This window comes from Streptomyces sp. NPDC001787 (assembly GCF_040297465.1).
Classification (GTDB): Bacteria; Actinomycetota; Actinomycetes; order Streptomycetales; family Streptomycetaceae; genus Streptomyces.
On record NZ_JBEOZE010000015.1, the window covers coordinates 157,633 to 177,266 of the forward strand.

22 protein-coding genes and 2 pseudogenes are annotated in these 19,634 nt (G+C 68.0%); 11 read left to right on the forward strand and 13 right to left on the reverse strand.

Annotated features, from left to right (window positions below):
* Positions 1-21: 21 nt before the first annotated feature.
* Together ABT170_RS21690 and ABT170_RS21695 are read right to left on the reverse strand one after the other, a co-directional pair.
* Positions 22-756: a 7-carboxy-7-deazaguanine synthase QueE gene (locus ABT170_RS21690; RefSeq protein ID WP_326681656.1), complete on the reverse strand. Its 735-nt coding sequence runs from the start codon at positions 754-756 to the stop codon at positions 22-24.
* Positions 753-1,457, reverse strand: a complete 705-nt coding sequence (locus tag ABT170_RS21695) for a 6-pyruvoyl trahydropterin synthase family protein (protein ID WP_351869799.1) — start codon at positions 1,455-1,457, stop codon at positions 753-755. The genes ABT170_RS21690 and ABT170_RS21695 overlap by 4 nt, the downstream gene beginning before the upstream one ends.
* Positions 1,458-1,745: 288 nt before the next feature.
* Between ABT170_RS21695 and ABT170_RS21700 the strand changes: the two genes are divergently transcribed.
* Both ABT170_RS21700 and ABT170_RS21705 read left to right on the forward strand, forming a co-directional pair.
* A complete protein-coding gene (locus ABT170_RS21700; protein ID WP_351869802.1) occupies positions 1,746-3,098 on the forward strand; it encodes an NsdA family TPR-like regulatory protein in 1,353 nt (450 codons plus the stop codon).
* 1,268 nt (positions 3,099-4,366) lie between these two features.
* A pseudogene (locus ABT170_RS21705) lies at positions 4,367-5,179 on the forward strand (IS5 family transposase).
* On the opposite strand, the gene ABT170_RS21710 reads toward ABT170_RS21705, so the two are convergent.
* Entirely contained in the window at positions 5,151-5,486 is a 336-nt protein-coding gene (locus tag ABT170_RS21710) for an ankyrin repeat domain-containing protein (RefSeq protein WP_351869804.1), read from the reverse strand. The pseudogene ABT170_RS21705 and the gene ABT170_RS21710 sit on opposite strands and share 29 nt — an antisense overlap.
* 75 nt (positions 5,487-5,561) lie before the next feature.
* On the reverse strand, positions 5,562-6,695 hold the full coding sequence (locus ABT170_RS21715; RefSeq protein WP_351869806.1) for a hypothetical protein: 1,134 nt from the start codon (positions 6,693-6,695) through the stop codon (positions 5,562-5,564).
* An 85-nt stretch (positions 6,696-6,780) separates the two neighbouring features.
* On the opposite strand from ABT170_RS21715, the gene ABT170_RS21720 reads away from it, so the two are divergent.
* On the forward strand, positions 6,781-7,563 hold the full coding sequence (locus ABT170_RS21720; protein ID WP_351869809.1) for a hypothetical protein: 783 nt from the start codon (positions 6,781-6,783) through the stop codon (positions 7,561-7,563).
* 68 nt (positions 7,564-7,631) lie between these two features.
* Positions 7,632-7,994, forward strand: a complete 363-nt coding sequence (locus ABT170_RS21725; RefSeq protein WP_351869812.1) for a hypothetical protein — start codon at positions 7,632-7,634, stop codon at positions 7,992-7,994.
* Between the two features lie 83 nt (positions 7,995-8,077).
* Here the strand turns inward: ABT170_RS21725 and ABT170_RS21730 are convergent, their stop codons facing one another.
* The 6 genes and pseudogenes from ABT170_RS21730 to ABT170_RS21755 all read right to left on the reverse strand — a co-directional run bounded on the left by ABT170_RS21730 (position 8,078) and on the right by ABT170_RS21755 (position 11,486).
* The gene (locus ABT170_RS21730) at positions 8,078-9,082 is read right to left on the reverse strand and encodes an MvdC/MvdD family ATP grasp protein (protein WP_351869815.1); all 1,005 of its coding nucleotides are present in this window, start codon (positions 9,080-9,082) and stop codon (positions 8,078-8,080) included.
* Positions 9,083-9,099: 17 nt separating this feature from the next.
* The gene (locus ABT170_RS21735; RefSeq protein WP_351869818.1) at positions 9,100-9,351 is read right to left on the reverse strand and encodes a hypothetical protein; all 252 of its coding nucleotides are present in this window, start codon (positions 9,349-9,351) and stop codon (positions 9,100-9,102) included.
* 68 nt (positions 9,352-9,419) lie between these two features.
* Positions 9,420-9,666 (reverse strand): annotated as a pseudogene (locus tag ABT170_RS21740) (DUF5999 family protein).
* A 94-nt stretch (positions 9,667-9,760) separates the two neighbouring features.
* Positions 9,761-10,189, reverse strand: coding sequence for a DUF6302 family protein (locus tag ABT170_RS21745; protein WP_351869820.1), 429 nt, complete (start codon positions 10,187-10,189; stop codon positions 9,761-9,763).
* Entirely contained in the window at positions 10,186-10,566 is a 381-nt protein-coding gene (locus ABT170_RS21750; protein WP_351869823.1) for a DUF6415 family natural product biosynthesis protein, read from the reverse strand. Before ABT170_RS21750 ends, ABT170_RS21745 begins: the two co-directional genes overlap by 4 nt.
* Positions 10,563-11,486 carry an ATP-binding protein gene (locus ABT170_RS21755; protein ID WP_351869826.1) on the reverse strand — a complete coding sequence of 308 codons (924 nt, stop codon included), beginning with the start codon at positions 11,484-11,486 and terminating at the stop codon, positions 10,563-10,565. Before ABT170_RS21755 ends, ABT170_RS21750 begins: the two co-directional genes overlap by 4 nt.
* Positions 11,487-11,832: 346 nt before the next feature.
* Between ABT170_RS21755 and ABT170_RS21760 the strand changes: the two genes are divergently transcribed.
* From ABT170_RS21760 to ABT170_RS21775, 4 genes are all read left to right on the forward strand, one after another.
* The gene (locus tag ABT170_RS21760) at positions 11,833-12,708 is read left to right on the forward strand and encodes a helix-turn-helix domain-containing protein (RefSeq protein WP_351869828.1); all 876 of its coding nucleotides are present in this window, start codon (positions 11,833-11,835) and stop codon (positions 12,706-12,708) included.
* Between the two features lie 5 nt (positions 12,709-12,713).
* Complete coding sequence (locus ABT170_RS21765) at positions 12,714-12,950, forward strand: DUF397 domain-containing protein (RefSeq protein ID WP_502970550.1); 237 nt, start codon at positions 12,714-12,716, stop codon at positions 12,948-12,950.
* A 453-nt stretch (positions 12,951-13,403) separates the two neighbouring features.
* Positions 13,404-13,955 (forward strand): hypothetical protein, encoded by a 552-nt coding sequence (locus tag ABT170_RS21770; protein ID WP_351869831.1) that lies wholly within the window; start codon positions 13,404-13,406, stop codon positions 13,953-13,955.
* The gene (locus tag ABT170_RS21775; RefSeq protein WP_351869833.1) at positions 13,936-14,304 is read left to right on the forward strand and encodes a hypothetical protein; all 369 of its coding nucleotides are present in this window, start codon (positions 13,936-13,938) and stop codon (positions 14,302-14,304) included. Before ABT170_RS21770 ends, ABT170_RS21775 begins: the two co-directional genes overlap by 20 nt.
* Positions 14,305-14,554: 250 nt before the next feature.
* Here the strand turns inward: ABT170_RS21775 and ABT170_RS21780 are convergent, their stop codons facing one another.
* Positions 14,555-15,676, reverse strand: coding sequence for an NUDIX hydrolase (locus ABT170_RS21780; protein ID WP_351869836.1), 1,122 nt, complete (start codon positions 15,674-15,676; stop codon positions 14,555-14,557).
* Between the two features lie 1,003 nt (positions 15,677-16,679).
* On the opposite strand from ABT170_RS21780, the gene ABT170_RS21785 reads away from it, so the two are divergent.
* Positions 16,680-17,003 carry a hypothetical protein gene (locus ABT170_RS21785; RefSeq protein ID WP_351869839.1) on the forward strand — a complete coding sequence of 108 codons (324 nt, stop codon included), beginning with the start codon at positions 16,680-16,682 and terminating at the stop codon, positions 17,001-17,003.
* 205 nt (positions 17,004-17,208) lie between these two features.
* On the opposite strand, the gene ABT170_RS21790 is transcribed toward ABT170_RS21785, so the two are convergent.
* Positions 17,209-17,661, reverse strand: a complete 453-nt coding sequence (locus ABT170_RS21790; RefSeq protein WP_351869842.1) for a peptidoglycan-binding protein — start codon at positions 17,659-17,661, stop codon at positions 17,209-17,211.
* Between the two features lie 330 nt (positions 17,662-17,991).
* On the opposite strand from ABT170_RS21790, the gene ABT170_RS21795 reads away from it, so the two are divergent.
* A complete protein-coding gene (locus ABT170_RS21795; protein ID WP_351869845.1) occupies positions 17,992-18,219 on the forward strand; it encodes a hypothetical protein in 228 nt (75 codons plus the stop codon).
* A 163-nt stretch (positions 18,220-18,382) separates the two neighbouring features.
* Here ABT170_RS21795 and ABT170_RS21800 read toward each other — a convergent pair whose 3' ends face one another.
* Complete coding sequence (locus ABT170_RS21800; RefSeq protein ID WP_351869847.1) at positions 18,383-18,793, reverse strand: hypothetical protein; 411 nt, start codon at positions 18,791-18,793, stop codon at positions 18,383-18,385.
* 532 nt (positions 18,794-19,325) lie between these two features.
* Here ABT170_RS21800 and ABT170_RS21805 point away from each other — a divergent pair.
* A complete protein-coding gene (locus ABT170_RS21805; RefSeq protein WP_351869850.1) occupies positions 19,326-19,538 on the forward strand; it encodes a hypothetical protein in 213 nt (70 codons plus the stop codon).
* Positions 19,539-19,634: the final 96 nt, after the last annotated feature.

A 19,634-nucleotide genomic window follows, 5' to 3' on the forward strand; every position in this document is an offset into this window, starting at 1 on the left:
GGCGGCGGGCTGGACATCACGTCATCGGACGCCCAGGGTGAGGTGAAGCCGGCCCGACAGGTTGAAGCCGAGCTGCATCACGTGGTCGGCGATGTCCGCCCCCGCCGCAGCCCACGTGGCGGCGTCGTCGCCCAGAGGCATGACCCACACCCGGTCCTGTGGCAGATGGAACGCGCGCACGACCTCCGCCGCCTCATCCGCTTCGCCGATGTCGGCGGCCACGAACTTGAACGTGGCACGCCCCTGCTGCGCGAGCTCGGCGAAGGCCTCCAGCACGGAGGGCACCAGCCGCTTCTTCTGCGCGTCGGCGGCGCCCATCCGCCCGATCTTGGGGCTCACGCTGAAGTGCGCGACCCGCCCCGTGGTGACCGGGCTCGGGGCGATCGTCGCGTTCGTCTCGACGTGGACCTCGCCCGGCAGATCCTGCAGGAGCTGTTCCCAGGCGGTGCTGCGCTGCCACATCAGAGGCTCACCACCGGTGAGGATGGTCAGCCCCGAACCCGCCCCGTGCGCGGCCGCGGACTGGACGATGTCCTCGACGGTGCGGGGCGGACATGTCTCCCGCAGGTCGTAGCGGCTGCTGTCCCAGGTCTTCTTCGAGTCGCAGGGCGGGCAGTGCAGGTTGCACCGGCCGAAGCGGACGAAGCACGACCGCCGCCCCATGAAGGCCCCCTCCCCCTGGGGGACCGGTCCGAAGATCTCCTGCACAGGCAGTGACCCGGCGGGCAGGCCTCCCTTGGTCCGCTGGGCCTTCATGACCGGCTCCTGGTGTACTGCGCCCAGCTCGACTCGGTCTCAGAAACCCGAAGGGTGGCGGGACCGCGATCCATCCAGTCGCTGAGGTAGCGGGCGAGCTGCTCGGACGTGGGGTTGAGGTCAAGGCTCTCGTTGAGCACCGACCCGTCGAGCACCTTGCTGATATGCCAACGCAGTTCCTCCGGAACGGGCACGGAGCACCCGTCGACTTCCGCCGCGCTTACCAGGTAGGAGTGACCGTGCGGCTGCCCGCACGGGTGCCCGGCCGCCAGACCGTTCAGGTGGTGCGTCGCCTCGAACTCGACCGCGAACCCCACAGCCGGTCCCCGCGGCCGGCCGGTACGGAGCCGCACACCCACCAGGGCGTCGGCCACGTCGTCGGGCAGGTGGGTCCGTGCCCAGCCGGTGAGGTAGGCGGCCAGGCCCTCGTCGCTGACGTCGGATACGTGCTCGTTGAGGCAGCTGTGGTCGAGCCGGTCGTCGATGTGCGTCTTCAGCGCAGCGAGACGACCGAAGTCGATGACGAAGCCCACCGGGTCGAGCCCCGGCGCGCAGAGCACCGCCTCGGCGGTGAAAGAGTGGCCGTCGGCCCGGCCGTTCAGCCACCGCGTCGCCTCGAAGCGGTACTGCTTGCCGATGTGCCAGGAGGCGTGGACCCCGCTCAGGGGGGAGACGCGGACGGGCTTAGCCGAAGTGGTCATCCGTCGATCCCTTCTTCTCGTGAAGCAACGTCCGGCGCTGTGGTTCATACGCAGCGCCGGAGCCCGACGCCGTTGGTGCGGCCGGTGGCACTGTGCGGACTGCCGGTGGTCGGCGGGGGCGGACCCGTCGCCCGTCGGGAGGCGGGCGTACGCCTGCTGTCGGTGCCGCCCAGGTGATCGAGTGTCGATACTGCGTGCTGGGGCGTGAAGAGGGCGGCGGGGGTCCCGTAGGGGTCCCCCTCTGTGTACTTGCGTACACAACGGGGGTGCGTCTGCCAGGATTTGAGGGTGGACGAGACCCCATGGCATCCGCTGACCGCTGCCCGTGAGGCGGCTGGGCTCAGCCGCGAGCAGCTCGCTGACAGGGTGCGGGCGGCTGCCGCGCGCCGCGGGCTGCGCTCGGGCGTGGACAAGAGCCGCGTCCGGAAGTGGGAATTGCATGGCGTGCGGCCCGACGACCAGCACCAGGTGTACATCGCCGAGGCCCTCGGTCTGCCTGCCCCGGTGCCCGATGGTCCGCTGCCCTGGCCGTACTGGCTGCCGGGCGCCGGGCTGCCGCTGCTCCCTGACGAGATCGTCGCTCTGGGTCCCGCCACCACCGTTCCCGCCCTGCGAGAGGCATTCAAGGCCACCATGGACCACACCCGGCGCCGCATCGTCGTATCTGCTGTCTCCAGCACCGCCCTGCTCGCGCTGGCCGGTGCCTGGGCCCAGCCCAGCCACACTGCCACGGCACAGCCCGAACCGTCCGATGCCACGAACCTCGTCGATGGCGACGAAATCAGCCGACTGGAGCAGGCCGCAGCCCTCTTCACGAACCGAGCCACCGAGAACCGGATGCGCACCGTGACGGTGCTGGAGGCCTTGCTCCAGTCCGTCACCGACCTCCTCGACGAACGACGCCATGGCCCCCGGGACACGGCACGCCTCCACACCCTGGCCGCCAAACTCGCCTCGGAAGTAGGCTGGCACCGCTTCGACTTGGGCCGACACGCAGAAGCGGCCCGGTACTGGATCGGGGGCCTGCACAGCACGCACGAACTTGGCGACATCGACGCCGGCGCGGGCCTGTTAAGTGATTTGGCCTACCAGGCATCCTGGCGCAGCCGCCCGCACACCGCGGCGGAACTCCTGCGCCGCGCACTGAAACGGGCCCGACACCCGGCGGCGCAGTCCCTCCTCCAGCTGCGCCTGGCCCGCGCGCTCGCCGCGCTGGGCGACCGCAAGAGCACCCTGAGGGCGCTGACCGCAGCCGAGAACCTCCTGAGCGTGCCCGCCGCTGACCCGGTGCCCTCGTGGTGCAGCTGGTACTCGAACGCCGACCTCGCCGTCGACTCCGGACAAGCGCTGCTGGACCTCGGTGATACACGGCGAGCTCATCAGCTCATCCGTGAGGGGCAGGCGGAGCTTCCCTCGGCCCGCATCAAGACGTACGGCGTCTTCCAGAGTTATCAGGCCCGGTCCTACCTGGAGCTGGGGGAGCCGGAACAGGCCGCCGCCGCGGCGACCGAGGCGCTCGATCTGGCGCTCCGGATCGGAGCACCGCGGTGTGTGCAGCTCGTCCGTGAACTGACTCCGCGCTTCGAGGAGTTCCCGACGGCTGAGGGAGTTCCCGAACTTCTCGCCCGCACGGCCGTGTAGATCTGGGAGGGTTCCGGCCGGACGGGCCAGGTGTCCAGAGCAGGCCCACCTCCGCAGCGTCACGGGCCAGAGGGTGTTCGTGCGAGCTTCTTTCCACCTCCGACCGTCCAGGAGCAGCGGGCAGGTCTGGGGGCGGCCCGCCGTCGCCGGCTCCCTTGTGCGGGCAGGCGCGCAGCTTGTCCTCCGGTATGCGCCCGGCCTCCGCGTTGCGGTGCTCCCGCGCCTTGTGCATCGCCTCGCTGCTCGTGCCTATCCGCGTGGTCCTCAGCCCGACGCTGCGGGACTGGGCCTGGAAAACTCGCCTCTGGACGCGGTCCGGGTCGGGGAAGTTCAGCTCGTCGGCAAGGTGCTGGAAGGACAACTTCCCAGAGCCACTGTTCCGCCAGCGCATCGTTGAGCTCCTCTTCCGCCTTGAGCCTGTCGGCGCGTTTGCTCACGGGTTCGAGCGCGAAGGCGGCGTCGCACGGGCCCCCGGAGCCGGTCGGCCTGTTCCGGGGTCAGACGGGGCTTGTCGGCAATGCTGCCAGGCGTGCCGGGTACGGGCACGGGGATGTCCAGGGCCAGCTCGTTCCCGTCCTCCTTCAGGCCGATCTGCCGGGCACGCTCGCTGGTGAGTTCCAGCGCGGCCCCGAGCGTGGTGTAGGGCCAGCCACTACCGTAGGCGGCCTTGAGGGTCGGACCGAGCCGAGGATCGCGGGAGCTGTGCAGATCCCGGAGAACCCGGGCGAAGTCGGCGGGCATCTCTGGCTTCTGGCCAGGCGAACGGCGGGCCATCATGGACGTGTCCCCATTTGCTCGGCGGTGTGGTTCAAGGTGGCGCGCCGACAGGCCCCTCAGGGTCACCCGGTCCGGAGGCCTGTGGTCGGGGGGCACTGACACCACCGCGCTTCTCGCGCCACCGGCCCGCCGCAGCGAACCATGCTCATGGTCACCTCGCGGTTGCCGCACTTGCGGTGAGCGCCGCCGCAGGCCTACCGGTGCAGCGGGGTGTCGCGGACCATGCGCCGGCTGCCCCGACCGAAAAGCGCCGCCGAAGGTCCTTGCTCATCGCGAGATCCCGCCACAGCGGGTACGTACGGACATTGACCACTTTCGGATCCTCCTACATCTAACTTGGGATCACTGCTCGGTCTCCATCCGTGCGACGACCGTACCGCGCAGCCGGGCCTGCGCCGGGCCGTGATCCACCAACTCGCTCCGATCTCTGCTCGGAGCCGGGCCGTACTCAGAAGACATCTCATTTGGCTAACTCGGTAGAGTGGTTGGTCATGGTGGGGATCGTTGAGCGGTTGGTGCCGGACGAGTTGTGGGAGTTGTTCCAGCGGGTGGGTGGTGCCGGAGGCGCCGTCGCGGCCGCAGGGTGGTGGCCGGCGTCGGCACGGCGACCGGGAGGTGCTGGCCGCGATCGTGTTCGTGGCTACGTCGGGTTGTACCTGGCAGCAGTTGTCTTCCGCGTCGTTCGGCCCGTCGGGTGCTACCGCTCATCGGCGCTTCTCCGAGTGGTCAAAAGCCAGGGTGTGGGCCAAGCTGCACCGTCTGGTCCTCGATGAACTCGGTGCTCGCGGAGAGTTGGACTGGTCGCGCTGCGCGATCGACTCGGTGAACATGCGGGCCTTGGAAAGGGGGACCTGACAGGTCCGAGTCCTGTCGATCGGGGCAAGTACGGCTCGAAGATCCACCTCATCACGGAACGATCGGGTCTGCCCTTGTCCGTCGGTATCTCAGCGGCGAACCTGCACGACAGCCAGGCCCTTATCCCTCTCGTGAAAGGAATACCGCCGATCCGCTCGCGCCGCGGACGCCGACGGCGCAAGCCGGGAAAGCTGCACGCCGACAAGGGCTACGACTACGCCCACCTGCGGCTTTGGTTACGCCAGCGTGGCATCACCCACCGCATCGCCCGGAGGGGAATCGAAACCTCGCAGCGACTCGGCCGCCATCGCTGGACCGCCGAACGCACCATGGCCTGGCTTGCCGGATGCCGACGTCTTCACCGGCGTTATGAACGAAAATCTGACCACTTCCTCGCCTTCACCAGCATCGCCTGCACCCTCATCTGCTACCGCAGGCTCGCTTACTGATGTGAGTGTCCAGCAGGTTCACCGCCAAGTCGTGGGTATAGTAATTGGCCATGTCCAAGGGGGTGCGGCCATCTGGGTCTGCCAGTTCGGGGTCCGCCCCGAAGGCCAGCAGAACAGCAGTGGTATGCACGGTCAACGGCTGAGCACTCTGTAGGGCGCCATCACCCTCCGCATCAATCGCGTGTGTCAGCAGCGTCATGTTGCCGAGGACCTCATCGGGATCGGCACCCTCGGCCAGCAAGCGGGCCAGGGCTTCCGCATCCTCGTGCTCAACTGCGTGATGGGCAGGCGTCCAGTAGTCACTCACCAGCACATTCAACAGCGGCCGAAGCCTATCTACCAGCGACTATCCACCCCGTCAGCCGCCAATTGAGATGACTTCTCAGTCGGCATGCTGCTTCGCGGCGCGGGCGGGCAGGAGGATCCCGTGGGCCGCGGCGGTGTCTCCCGGCCGCAGCGTCCACGGCACGGACCCGATCTCGGCGAGCCACCCGTCGGCCAGGAGCTGCTGGACGATGTACCCGCGCAGCTTGGGCGGCCAGCCCAAGGCGGAGCACAGCTGACCGTACGACGGGCCGTGTTCGTGTCTGCTCCTGAACATGGCGGTGGCCTGCGCGGCTTGCCGGCCCCGGCCGGGGTTGAGTTCCTTCCAGGCGTCGTAGGCGTCACGTACGTGCCGGGGGGCCTGGCCGGTGTAGCGGGTGGCCGTGAACGCGGCCGCCACCTGGAGGCCGGGGAGGCGGCACACGGCGCAGCGCTCGACCGCTTCGGCGTTCCGCCGCACCGTCGGGCGGGCCTGCTGCTTCCACTGCGCCCATTCCGCCCTGGTGGTCCGGGCGGGCCGGGGAACCCTCCGCGGGCCCTTGCGCGGTGGCGAGTCGTTCGGGTCGGCCCGGTGGGGGAGCCGTCCGGCCAGGTGCCGTACGGAGGAGTCGATGCGGTACCGGTCCCCGACAAGGTCTGTGAGGAGGCCGCTGGTCACCAGGTCGGGCAGCCGGTCCCGGCAGGTTCGCGGCAGGATGTCCGGGAGGGTGCCATTCAAGTGGGCGGAGGCGTGGCCGGCCAGGAACAGCGAGGCGAGCCGGGTGGCGGGCGGGGCGTCCGCGATCAGCGGGGTGGCCAACACGCGTGTGGTCCACCCTGACACCCGTGACCGGGGCTCCTTTCCGACGGCAAGCGGGTGCTCCTCCGGTCCGGCCGCCAGGTCCGGCACTGTGACGGTGACCGGGGTGTCGGAGTCCTGGTCCAGGAGCACGTCGGGAATCTGCCAGTCCAGGGCGCGCAGCTCAGCGACTGCCCGGTCCGCATCGTCCAGTCGAAGCTCGCGCAGATCGGCGGAGACGGCGTTGCCCGTGCCGCCCCGCGCGGCTCTGATCGCGATGACCACGGCGAGCAGCTGGGCGTCGGGGGAGGACAGGGGCAGGGAGGCCGTGTAGGAGAGGAGACGACGGGCGGCGTGCCCCTGCGGGATGGTCAGCAGGAAGGACGCTGACGGCGGAGCGGCTGGCTTCGGCATGAGGGGTATTGTCCCTCAGCCCGCCGCGTCGCAGGTGCTTGATCTCGCTGTCGGGCCAACGGCCACGAAGGAGGACCACCACATCATGACCGCAAAGGAAGATCACGAAGATGCCGCCATCGGCGCGCTCTGCGATGAGCTGACTGCCCGAGGCCTCGAAACGCGGATTGTCGCCCACCCTGACCGCGACAAAAACCATCCGCTCACCGTCGACGCAGTGATCAGCATCGCCGGGGACGAATGGGCCGTCGACCACTGCCTGTTGTCTCGCCCAAGTCTTTTGCCCGCTGCGATGAAGGCTACCGAGAAGGCGCTCGGGATCGAAATCGAAAAGATCGCTAAGGAGCACGGCCGCATGATTGTCGTGAGCTATCTGCCCCAGACCGGTGCACACGGACAGAAATGGGGTGCTGACTACTACCGCGGACTCAGAGAGCTGGCGGTGAAGGCAGCCGTCATCGACGGCCTCGTTGCCGGTGACGATGGCTTTGCCACCGCGCAGAGCTTCCACAGTGACACTCCGACGGCGGTACTCACTCCTTTCACCGACACCACCGGGAACGCGTCGATCGCCGCGCAGATCGCGGCCGGACTGCGCGACCCCCTCGTGAAGAAGCTCGACGGTCAACTCAAGCAGGCCAAACAGGCCGGGTTCCGGACGGCTCTGTTGCTTGACCAAGTACCCCGAGGCGGCAGCGAAAGCCACACCGTCTGGCTCGCTGGTCCCACGACTGTCGCCGCAGTGACCACATCCATCCTGAACGAGCATCGGCGGGAGAACCCACCGGTTCTCGATCAGGTCTGGCTCAGGCCAGGACAGCGGATCACCTCGGCTATAGCTCCCTCGGTTCACCTGCTGATCAGCTGAGCGGCTCCTGTTCAAGCGGACCAAACAGCGGTCAACGGTCAGTCCTCAACTACCGCCACACCGTCGCCATGGAGCTCTACAGCAAGGTGATCACTGGGTTGTGTCTGACGCCGGTATCGACGAAGTCGACCGACGTGGCCGGTGTTGTGTTCGAGACGATCCGACCGCGGGAGGTGTCATCTGCCGGAACGGGCGAGCCGCTTCCGTACTGCGGGGTTCCTTCCACGGTGGTGTTCGACGCGGAGAAACTGGTGGACGCGCACGGCCAGCCGCTGCTGCCCGCAGTCGCGGCGGAGACGATCATCTACGACCACGGCAAGATCTACGTCTCGCACCACATCGCGAGCGTCCGCGCGAAGCTCGACATCTCCCTGCAGCCGGCTCGTCCCTGGCCGCCAGGGGGGGGCATGGAGGTCGTATCCGGTTCGTGACGCGGGAAAAAAAGGGAGGGGGACTGCGCCCCGCTCGCCGGCCCAGACCGGGGAGGCAGGCGGGGCGGGCGGGGCGCAGTGGTTCAGGAGGCGTAGGTCAGGAGTGGTGCGGGCGGGCGCTGAATGCGCCCGGTCAGGAACCGGGCGAGTTTCCTGGTGATGTCGAGTTCTGGAAGGGCCTGCTCGATCCACCCGTACTGGCCGGCCGGGTTGAGGTCCACGAACCAGACGGTGCCCTCGCTGTCGACCAGAAGATCGATCGCGGCGTAGACCAGGCCGTAGTGCTCCGTGAGGGCGAGGAGCCCGTCGGTGACGTCTTCGGGCAGGGTGGTGGGTGAGTAGGACAGCGCGTCGTAGTCGGCGCGCCAGTCCTGGTGGGCGGCCGGGCTGTGCGCGTCGATCCGTACCGCGATGACCTCGGGCCCGACCACATGAGCGCGTACCGCGTACTCCGTGTCGATCCGGTGCTGCAACTGGCACGGGCCGAGAACCGTGGTGCGGTCGAGGGCCTGCGGATCGACCGGCGCGGTGTAGAGCATCCGCACCCGGTCACCGCCAAGGAGGATCTGCGGCGTGGTCAGGGTCTTGGTGACGATGCCGGCCGGTGCGCAGTCGCCGAAGATCCGGGCCGCAGTGGGTTGGGTCCCTATCCAGGTGGGCGGCACAGTCAGCCCCGCGCGGACGGCCTGCATCAGGACATCGGCCTTGACCTGCGACGACCGTGTGTCCCGGGGGTGGTTGACCTGTTTGCAGTCCAGGGCACAGAGGACATTGAGCGCCGCGGCGGACTCCCTGGCGAGCCAAAGGTTCTCCCCTTCGCTCGCCGCCCCCATGTCCTTCCCGCTGGGGAGGTTGGGGTGCCACCAGAACACGGAGTGGATGTCGTGCAGGTTGATTCTCCGACCGCGGACCGTGATGAGGCCCTGCCAGGTGCCGAACTCATCGAGCGTTGCGTCGAGCCCCACGCTCGTCGGAAAGTCCGCGAGGTCGAAGCGGACGAAGGAGGCGCCCAGCTCCTGGAGCTCCAGGACCACTCTCTCGCCGGTGTCGTTATCCGGGCCCGTGATCACGAGCACGGTGTCTGGCACGTCGATCCGTGACAGGCTCACAGGCCCTCGCCCAGACCCACCACGTCGGTCCAGGTCGGGTCACCTATCTGAGGGGTGGTTTGGGGTGAGGTCGTGGATGCCCGATGGGCGTGGCTCTGCACGAGCGGTCGGCCGTCGGCGTCGGCCCGGACCTGACGCCGGGGGTCGAAGTGCTCGCCGGGCACCTGAGCAACCGGCTTCAGCAGCAGCACGGGGCTGTCCTCCCGCAGCGCAAACGGCAGGGTGGTTTCCTGAACGGTGCTGGGCACGATGTCTCTCCTTCGATTGGGGTACGCCGGTTCGTACCGGCGCGGGTCGGATAGCGGTGACGCGTGCCCTACGGCACGAGCTTCTGCGCCGCGAGGGTTTCCAGGGGCATGGAGGCGGAAGGGTTCATCGCGCGGCTACGTCCGGGCCGGTGCGGGGCGATGATCTGCCCGTCCGGCAGCAGCTCCCCGGTGTCCTCGAATAGCAGGACGCCGTTGCACAGGAGGGACCAGCCCTGAGCTTGGTCCCGCATCTCCGTCCGGGCTGCTTCCCTGTCCGCCGTCAGCGGTCGGGCAGGTGGGGGTGTGCTGACACATGCAGATTTCCTCTTGGCACGGGAACCCTCCTCGGCGGCCTCGGGCCAGGGGTGGCGGGGTTGCCGCCGAGGAGGGAGTACGGGGGGTGGTGGTGCTACGCCGGGGTTCTGGATACCTGCCGGCCAGGCGTCGGCGGTTCGACGAAGCAGTGGAACCGGGCGATTGCGGCTCTGTCCGACCAGGCGGTGGGCTCGGGACCGCCCCACTCGACGGCGTCACAGGTGCGAGGGTGAGGCGCCGGCCGTAGTCGCAGGCGGGGGAAGCCCGCATGCCGCAGCAGGGCGTCGCGGACCTTCAGGCCGAAACAGGTGCAGGGGATGGAGTAGAAGCCTCCGTGGCGGGTGCCGCCCACAGGGACTGCCAGAGACGCCACCCCCATCACGCTCAGGACGACGCTCCGCTCCAGGAGCCGCACATCCGCGAGGCGGTGCGCGAAGTACGCATAGTCCTGGGCATCTTCAGGGCGCGGCAGCTCGACAACGTGTACCGGCGGATGCTCGGGACAGAGCGGGTCGTGCATCATTCGGCCACCGCCACGGTCCCCTGCTCCATTATCTGGTCGATCAGGTCCGAGACCGCCAGGGCGAGGCGGCGTATCAGGCCGAGTGTCGGCCCGTCATCGGACAGGGGCTCCTCACGCAGGCACTGGCCGCAGGCGATGAGCCGATGCGTCTCCGGGCCCGGCGGGTGCCTGGGGTCGGCCGTGGCGATCGTGGCGAGCCGCTGGTGCCAGCCGCGAAGTCTCGCGGTGGTCGTGGCGACATCGCCGACCAGTACCGCGGTCTCGAAAGCTGTGTTCAGGTCCTCGAAGAGCGCGTCCAGAACCTGCGGTACCTGCTTCTCGACGGCGGTGCCCGGCTGCGTTCCGGCAGAGGGGCAGAGCCCTATGGACGTGGTCACGACGCCTCGCGCGGAGCGGGAAGGCAGGCCCGACCGGTCTTCCGGCCGTTCCGCAGCTGCCAGGTGATATCGGCGCCGAGCGAACAGGCAGCACGCAAATCGCCGTGACCGGCGTCGGCCGGGTCGAACCTGCGGAACTCGGGAACGCTGTCCTCGATCTCGATCACGAGCTCGTGAGCCTCGGTCAGGCCGAAACCGAGACTGAACTCCCAAGGCCCATCGCGGCCATCGTCACTGCCGAAGCTCTCAATCAACAGCCGGACGAGGTCGTCCACCGGACTGACGGGACCGGCCCACCCAAGTAAGGTCAGACAGAGCCCGGTGTGAATTCGGGCCGTCTGAACCGCCTGCGCAATGCCACCGATCGTCGGAGCCCTCACCCGTGACCGCAGTTCACGGACGACAGGGCTCGACTCCACGGGGCCGACCGCCGCCGGATGCCGATCGAGCAAGCACCACGTATGGGCGCCGTTCTCGCTGACACCCCATGCGTCGGACAGCTCCGCGACGATCTGCAAGCCGCGACCGCGCTCGCTCAGGTCATCCACCGGAGGGGGCGGCACTGGCGTGTACGGGGAACCGGTCACGACGAGACCGATTCCATCATCGGTGAGCGTCAGCGTGACGCCGATCTCGTCGGTCCCGTTCCCGTGCAGCAGCCCGTTGGTCGTGAGCTCGGACACCAGAACCTTCACGTCATCCGTGTACTCGGACAGACCCCAGCGGGCCAGGACTGCGGAAGCGAACTCCCTTGCCCGCCGGGGCTGCTCCGCGCCGGACAGCCCATTCTTGATCGGCGCACTGCGGCCGAACGCGATGGCCGCGGCGTCCCGGACGCTGAAGCCACTGGGTGCGCTGCTCGCTCTGCTCGGGTCGATCGCCTGCGCGAACGACCCTTCGGGGGGTGCAGTGAGTGTCATTGCCCAGTCCTCCAGCTCTGTGTGGGGATGCATGGCAACACCAGATGAGCCAGGAATCAGGCAACTGTGCCCTTCTGGACATCGCTCAAGGTGGCACAACTATCGTGTTGCACGGGAGAGTTGCGCTGCAACCTGCCATGCAATTTTCACGGAGAATGGCATATTTGATTGACTGAACTCTTGCCTGTGCAAGCAAGACTTGGGGTGCCACACTCTCAACTCAGGCATTACGAAGCGGAACCTGGGGAGAATCGAACCGGACTCTCGGACGGTTCAACTGGACTCAGGGGCAGTTGGACCCGACTCGACTGGGGCGGGCCTCGGCACTACGGAAGGGGATGGGTCAGTGGCCGCACCGAAGGGACCGACCAGCCGGCGCGTACACCTCGGCAAGGTGCTGGCAAGGATGCGAGAAGACCTGAAGCTGCGCCGCGAAGATGTCGCGTCGGCGATGGGATTCTCAGCGGAGAAACTGTGGCGGGTCGAGAGGGGCCGCACTGGGCTGCCCAACCCGAAGGATCTGAAAGCTCTCCTGGCTCACTACGGCGAACAGGACCCCGAGGTCATCGAAAGCCTGCTCCTCATCCACCGCGAGTCGCTGAGTGAGGCATGGTGGACGCCCTACACGCCGCACCTGACCAAGGGAATGCGCGAGTACGTCGGTATGGAGAGCGACGCACTGAGCATCGCCGCCTGGCAACCGACCCTGATCTTCGGCCTGCTGCAAACCAAGGACTACACCCGCGAACTCCTCATGTCCGCGAAGGGCGTCGACGAGACGACAAGCGAGTTCATCGACGCCAACGTTGAGCTTCGCATGGACCGCAAGGCACTGATCACCAAGACAGAGCCTCGCGACCTCTGGGTCATCATGAGCGAGGACACCCTGCGCAGCACCATCGGCAGTCCGGAAGTGATGGCCGGGCAGTTCGAGGAGATCAAGCAGCTCGCATCCCTGGACCACATCACCGTGCAGATACTGCCAGCCAAGTCCACCGGATACCGAGCCAGCCAGAACTTCATCCTGCTCGATATGGGCGAACCGCTCGGCAGGATCGTCCAGGCTGACCAGCCAGGCGGACAGGCCAGCGTTACCGACAAGCGGCCCGAAGTCGGCAAATACTCCCGTAGGTTTGATGGCCTGCGGGCTTCAGCTCTCGCACCACACGAGACGCCGAATTTCATTGACGAAGTCCAAAAGGACCTGGAACGAAGGAAGTAAAAATCGTGACCACTACCGGCATGCCCGCCCTCGCCGTAGCCCCCGAGGAAGCATGGACCAAGTCGTCGTACAGCGGTGCGGAAGGCAACGCCTGCATCGAGGCCGCCAACCTGGCAACAGGCGTCGGCGTCCGTGACTCCAAGGTCAAGCAGGGCCCCGCGCTCGTCTTCCCCCGCAGCACCTGGCACTCCTTCGTCACCAGTGTCTGTGACGAAGGATTCGAGGCTGTTCGGCGCGCCTGATACCGCACGCACGCAGGGCCCCCTCAGAGCTGTTGAGGGGGCCCTGCTCTTGCTGTGCGCCGCCGAGACTACCCTTGCGACCCCAGTCGAACCCGCAGGTTACGGCTGTGACCAGCGGACTACTCAGGCTTCCGTATTCCTAGGCAGGGCTGTCCCGTTCTCGCCCGGCCGATACCCCCGCGATGTCGGCGTCGAGACCACACCGGACGGACGCCGATGGTGGGCAGGGCTCGACCTCCCGCGCCCCGGCCAGGCCCTCCGCAAGCTGGAAGGCCGAGCGGCGCGTACCGCTGCTCTCGGTCCGGGGTAGCTGGAACAGCTGCCAACCTCTGGGTAGGCACTGGCGGACACTGTCCTCGCAATCTCCAATCGGCCCGGAGATCGAAGCAGGACCGGCACTGAGCGATGCGATCATGGTCAAGGCGCGGGGGCGCACTAACGGAGGTCCCCGCCGTGGCCCGCCCGACGAAGGCCCAGCGCGCTGCCATCGCGAAGCGCCGCGCCGACGCGATCGACCTCCGCCTTGCCGGGGTCGACTGGCTCACCATCGCCCGCAAGCTTGCCGCCGACCCGACCATCAACCCGACTGGGACGACCTACCCGCAGGGATACGGAGTCGACCGGTATGCCAAGGGCCTGGAGCCCCCGGCCGAGGATGCGCTGATCCGGGCAGCGTGCAAGGACGTCCGTGAGGCGTTGAAGGAGCGCACCACCGAGCTCGACGAGCACGTTGATGAGCTGCGCACCATGGAGTCCGAACGCCTCGACCGGCTGTTCTTCGTCGCCTACAAGAAGGTCATCCGCGACGGTGAACTCCCCGCCATCGACCGGGCCCTCCGGATCATGGAGCGCCGCGCGAGGCTTCTCGGACTCGACCGGCCGGAGAAGCGGGAGATCACCGGAGCACAGGGCGGGTCCCTGCACGTCGAGCACGCCGATCTTGCCGCACTCGAAGCCCTCATTGATGTCACAGAGGAGGCGGCTCGTGGTACCGGCGACGAGTGACCGCGAAGCCGCGCTCCTCGACCGGTACCGGCGCCTTCCGCCCGGACAGCGCCGCAGCGTCGCCGCCCAAGCGAAGCCCTCGCTGGTCCACAAGCTCTACCGGGTGGAGCAGCAGCTGGCCATGGACCGCTCTCCAGGTGCCATGGCCGCAGTGCTGACCGACCGGCGCGAGATGCAGGCCCGCCACCTCAACTTGGTGGATACCGCGTGGATCGACATGGCCGAGGGCCGGCGCGACCGCGTTCCTCCGGAAGCACCCCCACCGGCGCGTCATCCTCGGCTCGTACTCCGCCGACCTGGCCGACGAACACGGGGCATAGATTCGCGACGCCATCAGCACCTGGGGTGAAGACCTCGGCATCCACCTCAACCCCGGCAGCAAGGCGCGCAACCGGTTCGATCTCCTCGGCCACGAAGGCGGCCTCGTCGCGGCCGGACGGGGCGATCTGCGTCATCCAGACCCGGTGGCACGAAGACGACCTCTCCGGCCGCATCCTCGACGAGGCCGAAGCGAATGAGTGGCACGGGGACGCTACCAACCCCGGCCGCCACGGGTACCGGGACCGGCAGGGCTGCGGCCGTATGCTGCGGCTCGCGCGTCACGCGGAGCCTCCGGACCGCGTTCCGTATTCACGCGACGGCAGTGTTCGCGTGGCATCGGTGGGCAGGATGCCGTCGTGCGGGATTTCGGTGATGGGCCGACGGGGTGGACGGGGCAGGCCGAGCCGTGCGCGTTCCCCGTGCACTGCTGTGAGCTGGTCGTGGGCGGCGTCGCCCCAGTCGAACAGGTCGGCGACCTGTTCGGGGGTGGCGAGCGCCCGGACGTAGCTCTGGCCGGTGGCCGGGTCGGGGCGGGAGCGCCCCACGCGGGTGAGGACGGCCGCCATCCGCACCCGGGCACATGGCCCGTGGCCCGTGTTCTCGTCGGGGAGGTGGCCGAGCAGTACTGGGGCGGTGATCTGTGCTGCCGCTTCCTCGAAGGCCTCACGTACGAGTGTGGCGGCAGGGTTGCCCTGGTCGCACGGCTCGGGGGTGCCGCCGGGCAGGCAGGCTGCGCCGTTCGCCGGGTCCAGGAGGACCAGAACTCGCCCGTCGGGAGCGAAGAGCCACCCCCAGGACTGCCGAACCGGGATGCCGGCCGGTGGCCGGCCGGTCTGCCAGGGCCAGTGGTGGGCCGTTCTTGGGCGGGTGAACGCGTTCACCCGGTCCAGGAGTGTGGGGGCGAGCGGCAGGCCGTCCTCCAGGAGAACGGTGCCTGCGCCGTTGACGCGGGCCCGTAGCGCCGCGAGAGTACGGCGGGCGTCGGCCGGGGACATCAGGAGGGGCAGTTGGGCGGGTTCGGCGAAGGTGATGCCGGTGATTTCACTCTCGGGCAGTCGGACCTCGCCGATCCGGGCGGCATCCCAGATCCCGCCGTCGTAGACGAGGATCAGCTCGCCGGGGAACCGCATCGCGGGTGGAACACGGGAGGTGGAGGGTACCCAGTCCACGGCCAGGCCGCGCTGGAGGGACATGGTGATACCCAGTTCCTCCGAGAGCTCGCGGCCGGCTGCCGCGGCGGGGGACTCGAACCGGTCGATGCCGCCTCCGGGCAGCAGATGCTCTTCGCGGTAGTCGACCCGCTGGACCAGGACCCGCCCCCTGCTGTCGGTGATCAGCACCGATGCCCCGGCCCACAGGGCGGCAGCGGCACGCAGAGCCCCGTAGTCCCCATCGGTCATGGAAGGGCCGGCAAGTACGCCCGGAACAGGCGGAACATCGGACATGTGAGGCACTCCGTTCGAGATCCATGCGACCGGATCAACAGGTTCAACAGGTCGGCTGCGAGCTGCAGTTGCCGCACGAAAGCCTCCCCATGCCGGACTCCCCGCACACAGGGACACCGTCGGGCGGGACACAGGGACAGCAGAACGCCCGCAGGATCAATCAGGCACAGGCTGCGTCGGGCAGGACGATGCCCTGCTGAGTGCCGGACTGCCTCCGGTAATCAGCGTTGCCAAGCCGATACACAGTAGTGGGGCTGTACGTTTCCAGCGGAGGAACGGGCGAGCCCGCTGTCGTCGCAGGGTGACCGTCAACTTGTGAGAATGTGTGAGAAGCCGTGCGCGTCCGCAGCACCACCTAGCGTCGGCCAGATGATTCCCACCGGCGGCCACACCCATGTTCGACCGGCCACTGCCTAGTTGTGAGCCGGTGGAGGTGCTGCTGTGGACCTCTGTCCCAACGGCCCGACGGCGAGGAGAGCCGGCATGAGAGTGAGTCCGCTGTGATCCCATCCCTCGGCGTCCAGTGCTGCCGCGTTCCGGCCGTCCGGCGGCGCCTGCGCGGTGATGCTGACTGCAGCCGTAGAACCCACTCGTACTCCCCACACCGCCCGGCGCTGTTCGCATCAGCCTCGGGCAATCGTCACTGACAGCAAAGACCGCACCACAGTAGAGGCGTCTACCGACATCCGGTGGCCCCGTCTGCGGTCGCGTCACCGGCCGGGCTGCCGACGGCCCCCTCTGGGCGGCTGCGAGATGGCCTCCCGCCAGCTCTGCGCATCGATGTGGCTCGCGAGGAAAGCGGCGGCTTCCTTTTGCCCTTGGCCCCCGCCGCGGCAGTGCTAGCGTGGACGGCACAGGGACCTTCATACCGACGGACTCCCTCTTCTCCGCGAGAGCGGAGGTGCCGGCAGCCGTGAACCACGGCCGCGACCTCCCGAATTTCGAACGGAGACGTCTCGTGACCTACCTGGATCTTGACGATGACACGCAACGCGCCCAGGCAGCCAGCTTCGTCGACTGGCTCACCGACGCCGTACGTGACCGCGGTCTCGACCTGGACGTCATCGACCGACGCATGAACTATCCGCACGCCTTGCACGCCCTCACCACCGCCGGCCCACACGCCGACGCCACGCCCGGCCATTTCCTGGCCGTCGAACCGGAACGAGACAGCCCGGACCTCAACCGGTTCATGCGCCGGGCCGCCCAGCACTTCTACCGAGTGCACTGGGACGTCGATCACGAACGCACCCCCGACTGCGCCACACCCACCTGCGCCTGAGGGCTGTCCTGGCAGGTGGGTCAGCCCTGTGGGAATGCGGGTGTGATTAGTTGGGGCGTACAGAAAGTCCCGGTGGGATTGTGCCGGAGACGGGTAGGGCTCGAAAAGGGGAGCACTGCCGGAAATGGTCAAAGGGCTGGCCCGGCCGCAACGCGGCGGGACCAGCCCCGGCTGTCCTCACGCTCTCAAGCCCTCTCCCCCGACATCAGTCCATCGGCAGGTCGCTGGCGAAGGCCGCGAACGCCGCCCGGGTTGCGGGTCTGACGATGCCGTCAATGGCCCCGGAGTAGTAGGACTCGTCGTTCAGCGCCCGTTGCAGGGCTTTGATCGTCCCGGTGCCCACGATGCCGTCGAGGGCACCGGTGTAGCCGTAGATGCGCAGGTAACGCTGCATGGCTACCCAGCTCTCGGTCCCAAGAGCGCCGTCGATCGCGCCGTAGTAGCCCCATTGGTCGGCGAGCATGAGCTGCACCCGCTTCGCCAGCGAGGCGCTGAGCCCCAGGTTCACGACCTCGGTGGCCGAGGCCGGCCCAGCGACCACAGTCTGGTGCCGTTCCGGCGTCGCCGCGACGGCCGTGCCCGATGCCGCCAGAGTGCCGGCGGCGATTGCGAGCAGCACCGCGGTGCTCGCAATCGCCCTCATCGTGTTCGATCGCATGTAGTGCCCTTCCGTGACGACTCGCTGGTCGGGCGACTCTCTAACCGCCGAGCACGGTGGCACGGGCTCGTCGTGACCCGGGCCAGAACGCCGAAGGATGGCCGGTTCCGCGCCCGGCCTGCACAACCCGACGCAGGGCAACGAGCAGCGGCCCGACGGATCGCGAGCGAGCGTCTGGCGCTGGCCCGTCAGGGCTAGACCCGGGTGGGCGCCGATCGGCCGCCGTACGGGCCTTTGGCACCTGACGGGCCAATGCCACCGCCGGCGGGCTGGCATGCCGGAGAGCCTTCACCGGTTGAGATGTCCGGTGAGCGGGTGCACGGTGGAGGTATGAACGCGCCCGTCACCGTGCACCAGCTCAGCGTCGCCGGCGGCCGCCGGGTGTCCGTACGGGCCGCCGGCCGGACGCAGATCCTCGAAATCGCGTACAGCGATGCGGACCTGATCGAGTTCCTCCGCCGTGCCGGACTCGACCCGTTCGACGCCTCTCTCTCGCTCGACGACCCGGAGATCGTCCGTTGGACCGGCGGAGTGCCCCACGAGTGGGTGGGAGGGTGACGCTCCTGCTGTCGCGCCGCGCGATCCAAGGTGGGCGGAGACAAAGGGCGTTCGATCGCGAAGCGGAATGATTCGCCCGAAGGCAGCCCGTCAGGGCAGACCATCTCCAAGAGGTGAGGCGGAGATCCCGGCCTGAGCTCTACCTGGTGTCGGCATTGGCACCTCAGGGTTCAGGAAGGTCCCATTTCCGGCTCAGCACTTCGACTGGATCTTCGTCCTGGGTTCCCGAGAAGTGCAGCCAGATGCGCCACGCCGTCGATACGGCGTCCTCGATCCACTGCTCGCCCACACCGGAGCGATTGGAGGAGGCGACCAGCACCTGCTCGGACCCGATCAAGCGCGCGAGTTCGCTGCGGTGCTCCGGCTGGCCAAACACTCCGAGGACCAGGTGCGAGAGTGGCATGAACTTGCCAGACTGAACGTTGTTCTGCAGTGCGGCACTGAAATCGCCCCGGGCATGGTCATGGCCCAAGGCCTTCTCAACACGATCCCAGAACCGCTCCTCCTCCCACCCGGGAAGCAAGCTGACCAGTTCAAGAAGGTGTTGCTCGTCGCTGCTGCGCGTCTGCGCCATTCGGTAGCACTCTCTCGTCGCTCCGTGCATCAGGCCCCGACGGGGTATGGCCTATCGTCGCGTCGAGGCGGCTCGTCCCGCAACGGAACAGGCTTTAGTCAGATCATCTGCGTCGAGGTGTGGCCTCCCATGAGCTCTACCTCGTATCGTCGTCGAGCCGATCCTCCCCTTCGTGTAGTGCCGGGAAAGGGAGGTGACGACCTTGACGGAACTCCTGCCCCGGGCGTCTCACCCCGGCGGGGGGTGCCTGTTGAGTCGGCACGGAGCGCGGTGCCGGTGTTGCCACCGGTCCGTTTCTCCGTGCCGCTCGCCGAATCCTGGACAGCCTCGTTCGGGGCCGCCGAGAGTTCACCGAGGGCCGCACCGCCTGCCCCGGCTGCCAGGGCGTCCAGCCGGTCCACCCGGAGATGGAGCCGCAGCAAAAGGGACCGGGCCGGGATGTGTCGCCGAAAAGGCTGGATGCTCCCTGTTGCCGCGACAGTTGTCCTCATATGCTGCCCAGTGGCCTATCTGCCCTGTTTGAGGAGGTGTCGTGCCACCCAGCACGATGTACTGCTACACCTGCGACTCCGATGAACAGCACCGCCCCCTCACGTCCCTGGAAAAGGCCTGGCTCAAGAGCCAGACACGCCAGAAGAACGTCGAGGGGCTCTTCATGTGCAAGGCACCGTCCTGCCGGAACGTGCGCAGCGGGTTCAACAAACGCCCCTACGACCCCGTCATCCGTATCCCTCTGCCGGACTGAAGCCTCATCGCGGTAGACGGACCTGGCAGAGAAATCAGGGAGCTTTGTGGCAAGCTCCCGCCCCCTGCGCGGCCCCATTTTTCCGACGGGTGTTCG

Bases quoted from the DNA above. Each gene is read 5' to 3' on its own strand.
- ABT170_RS21790 (WP_351869842.1), bottom strand. From the start codon at position 17,661: ATGCGATCGAACACGATGAGGGCGATTGCGAGCACCGCGGTGCTGCTC.
- ABT170_RS21795 (WP_351869845.1), top strand. From the start codon at position 17,992: ATGAACGCGCCCGTCACCGTGCACCAGCTCAGCGTCGCCGGCGGCCGC.
- ABT170_RS21800 (WP_351869847.1), bottom strand. From the start codon at position 18,793: ATGGCGCAGACGCGCAGCAGCGACGAGCAACACCTTCTTGAACTGGTC.
- ABT170_RS21720 (WP_351869809.1), top strand. From the start codon at position 6,781: ATGACCGCAAAGGAAGATCACGAAGATGCCGCCATCGGCGCGCTCTGC.
- ABT170_RS21715 (WP_351869806.1), bottom strand. From the start codon at position 6,695: ATGCCGAAGCCAGCCGCTCCGCCGTCAGCGTCCTTCCTGCTGACCATC.
- ABT170_RS21725 (WP_351869812.1), top strand. From the start codon at position 7,632: ATGGAGCTCTACAGCAAGGTGATCACTGGGTTGTGTCTGACGCCGGTA.
- ABT170_RS21755 (WP_351869826.1), bottom strand. From the start codon at position 11,486: ATGACACTCACTGCACCCCCCGAAGGGTCGTTCGCGCAGGCGATCGAC.
- ABT170_RS21780 (WP_351869836.1), bottom strand. From the start codon at position 15,676: ATGACCGATGGGGACTACGGGGCTCTGCGTGCCGCTGCCGCCCTGTGG.
- ABT170_RS21690 (WP_326681656.1), bottom strand. From the start codon at position 756: ATGAAGGCCCAGCGGACCAAGGGAGGCCTGCCCGCCGGGTCACTGCCT.
- ABT170_RS21695 (WP_351869799.1), bottom strand. From the start codon at position 1,457: ATGACCACTTCGGCTAAGCCCGTCCGCGTCTCCCCCCTGAGCGGGGTC.
- ABT170_RS21745 (WP_351869820.1), bottom strand. From the start codon at position 10,189: ATGATGCACGACCCGCTCTGTCCCGAGCATCCGCCGGTACACGTTGTC.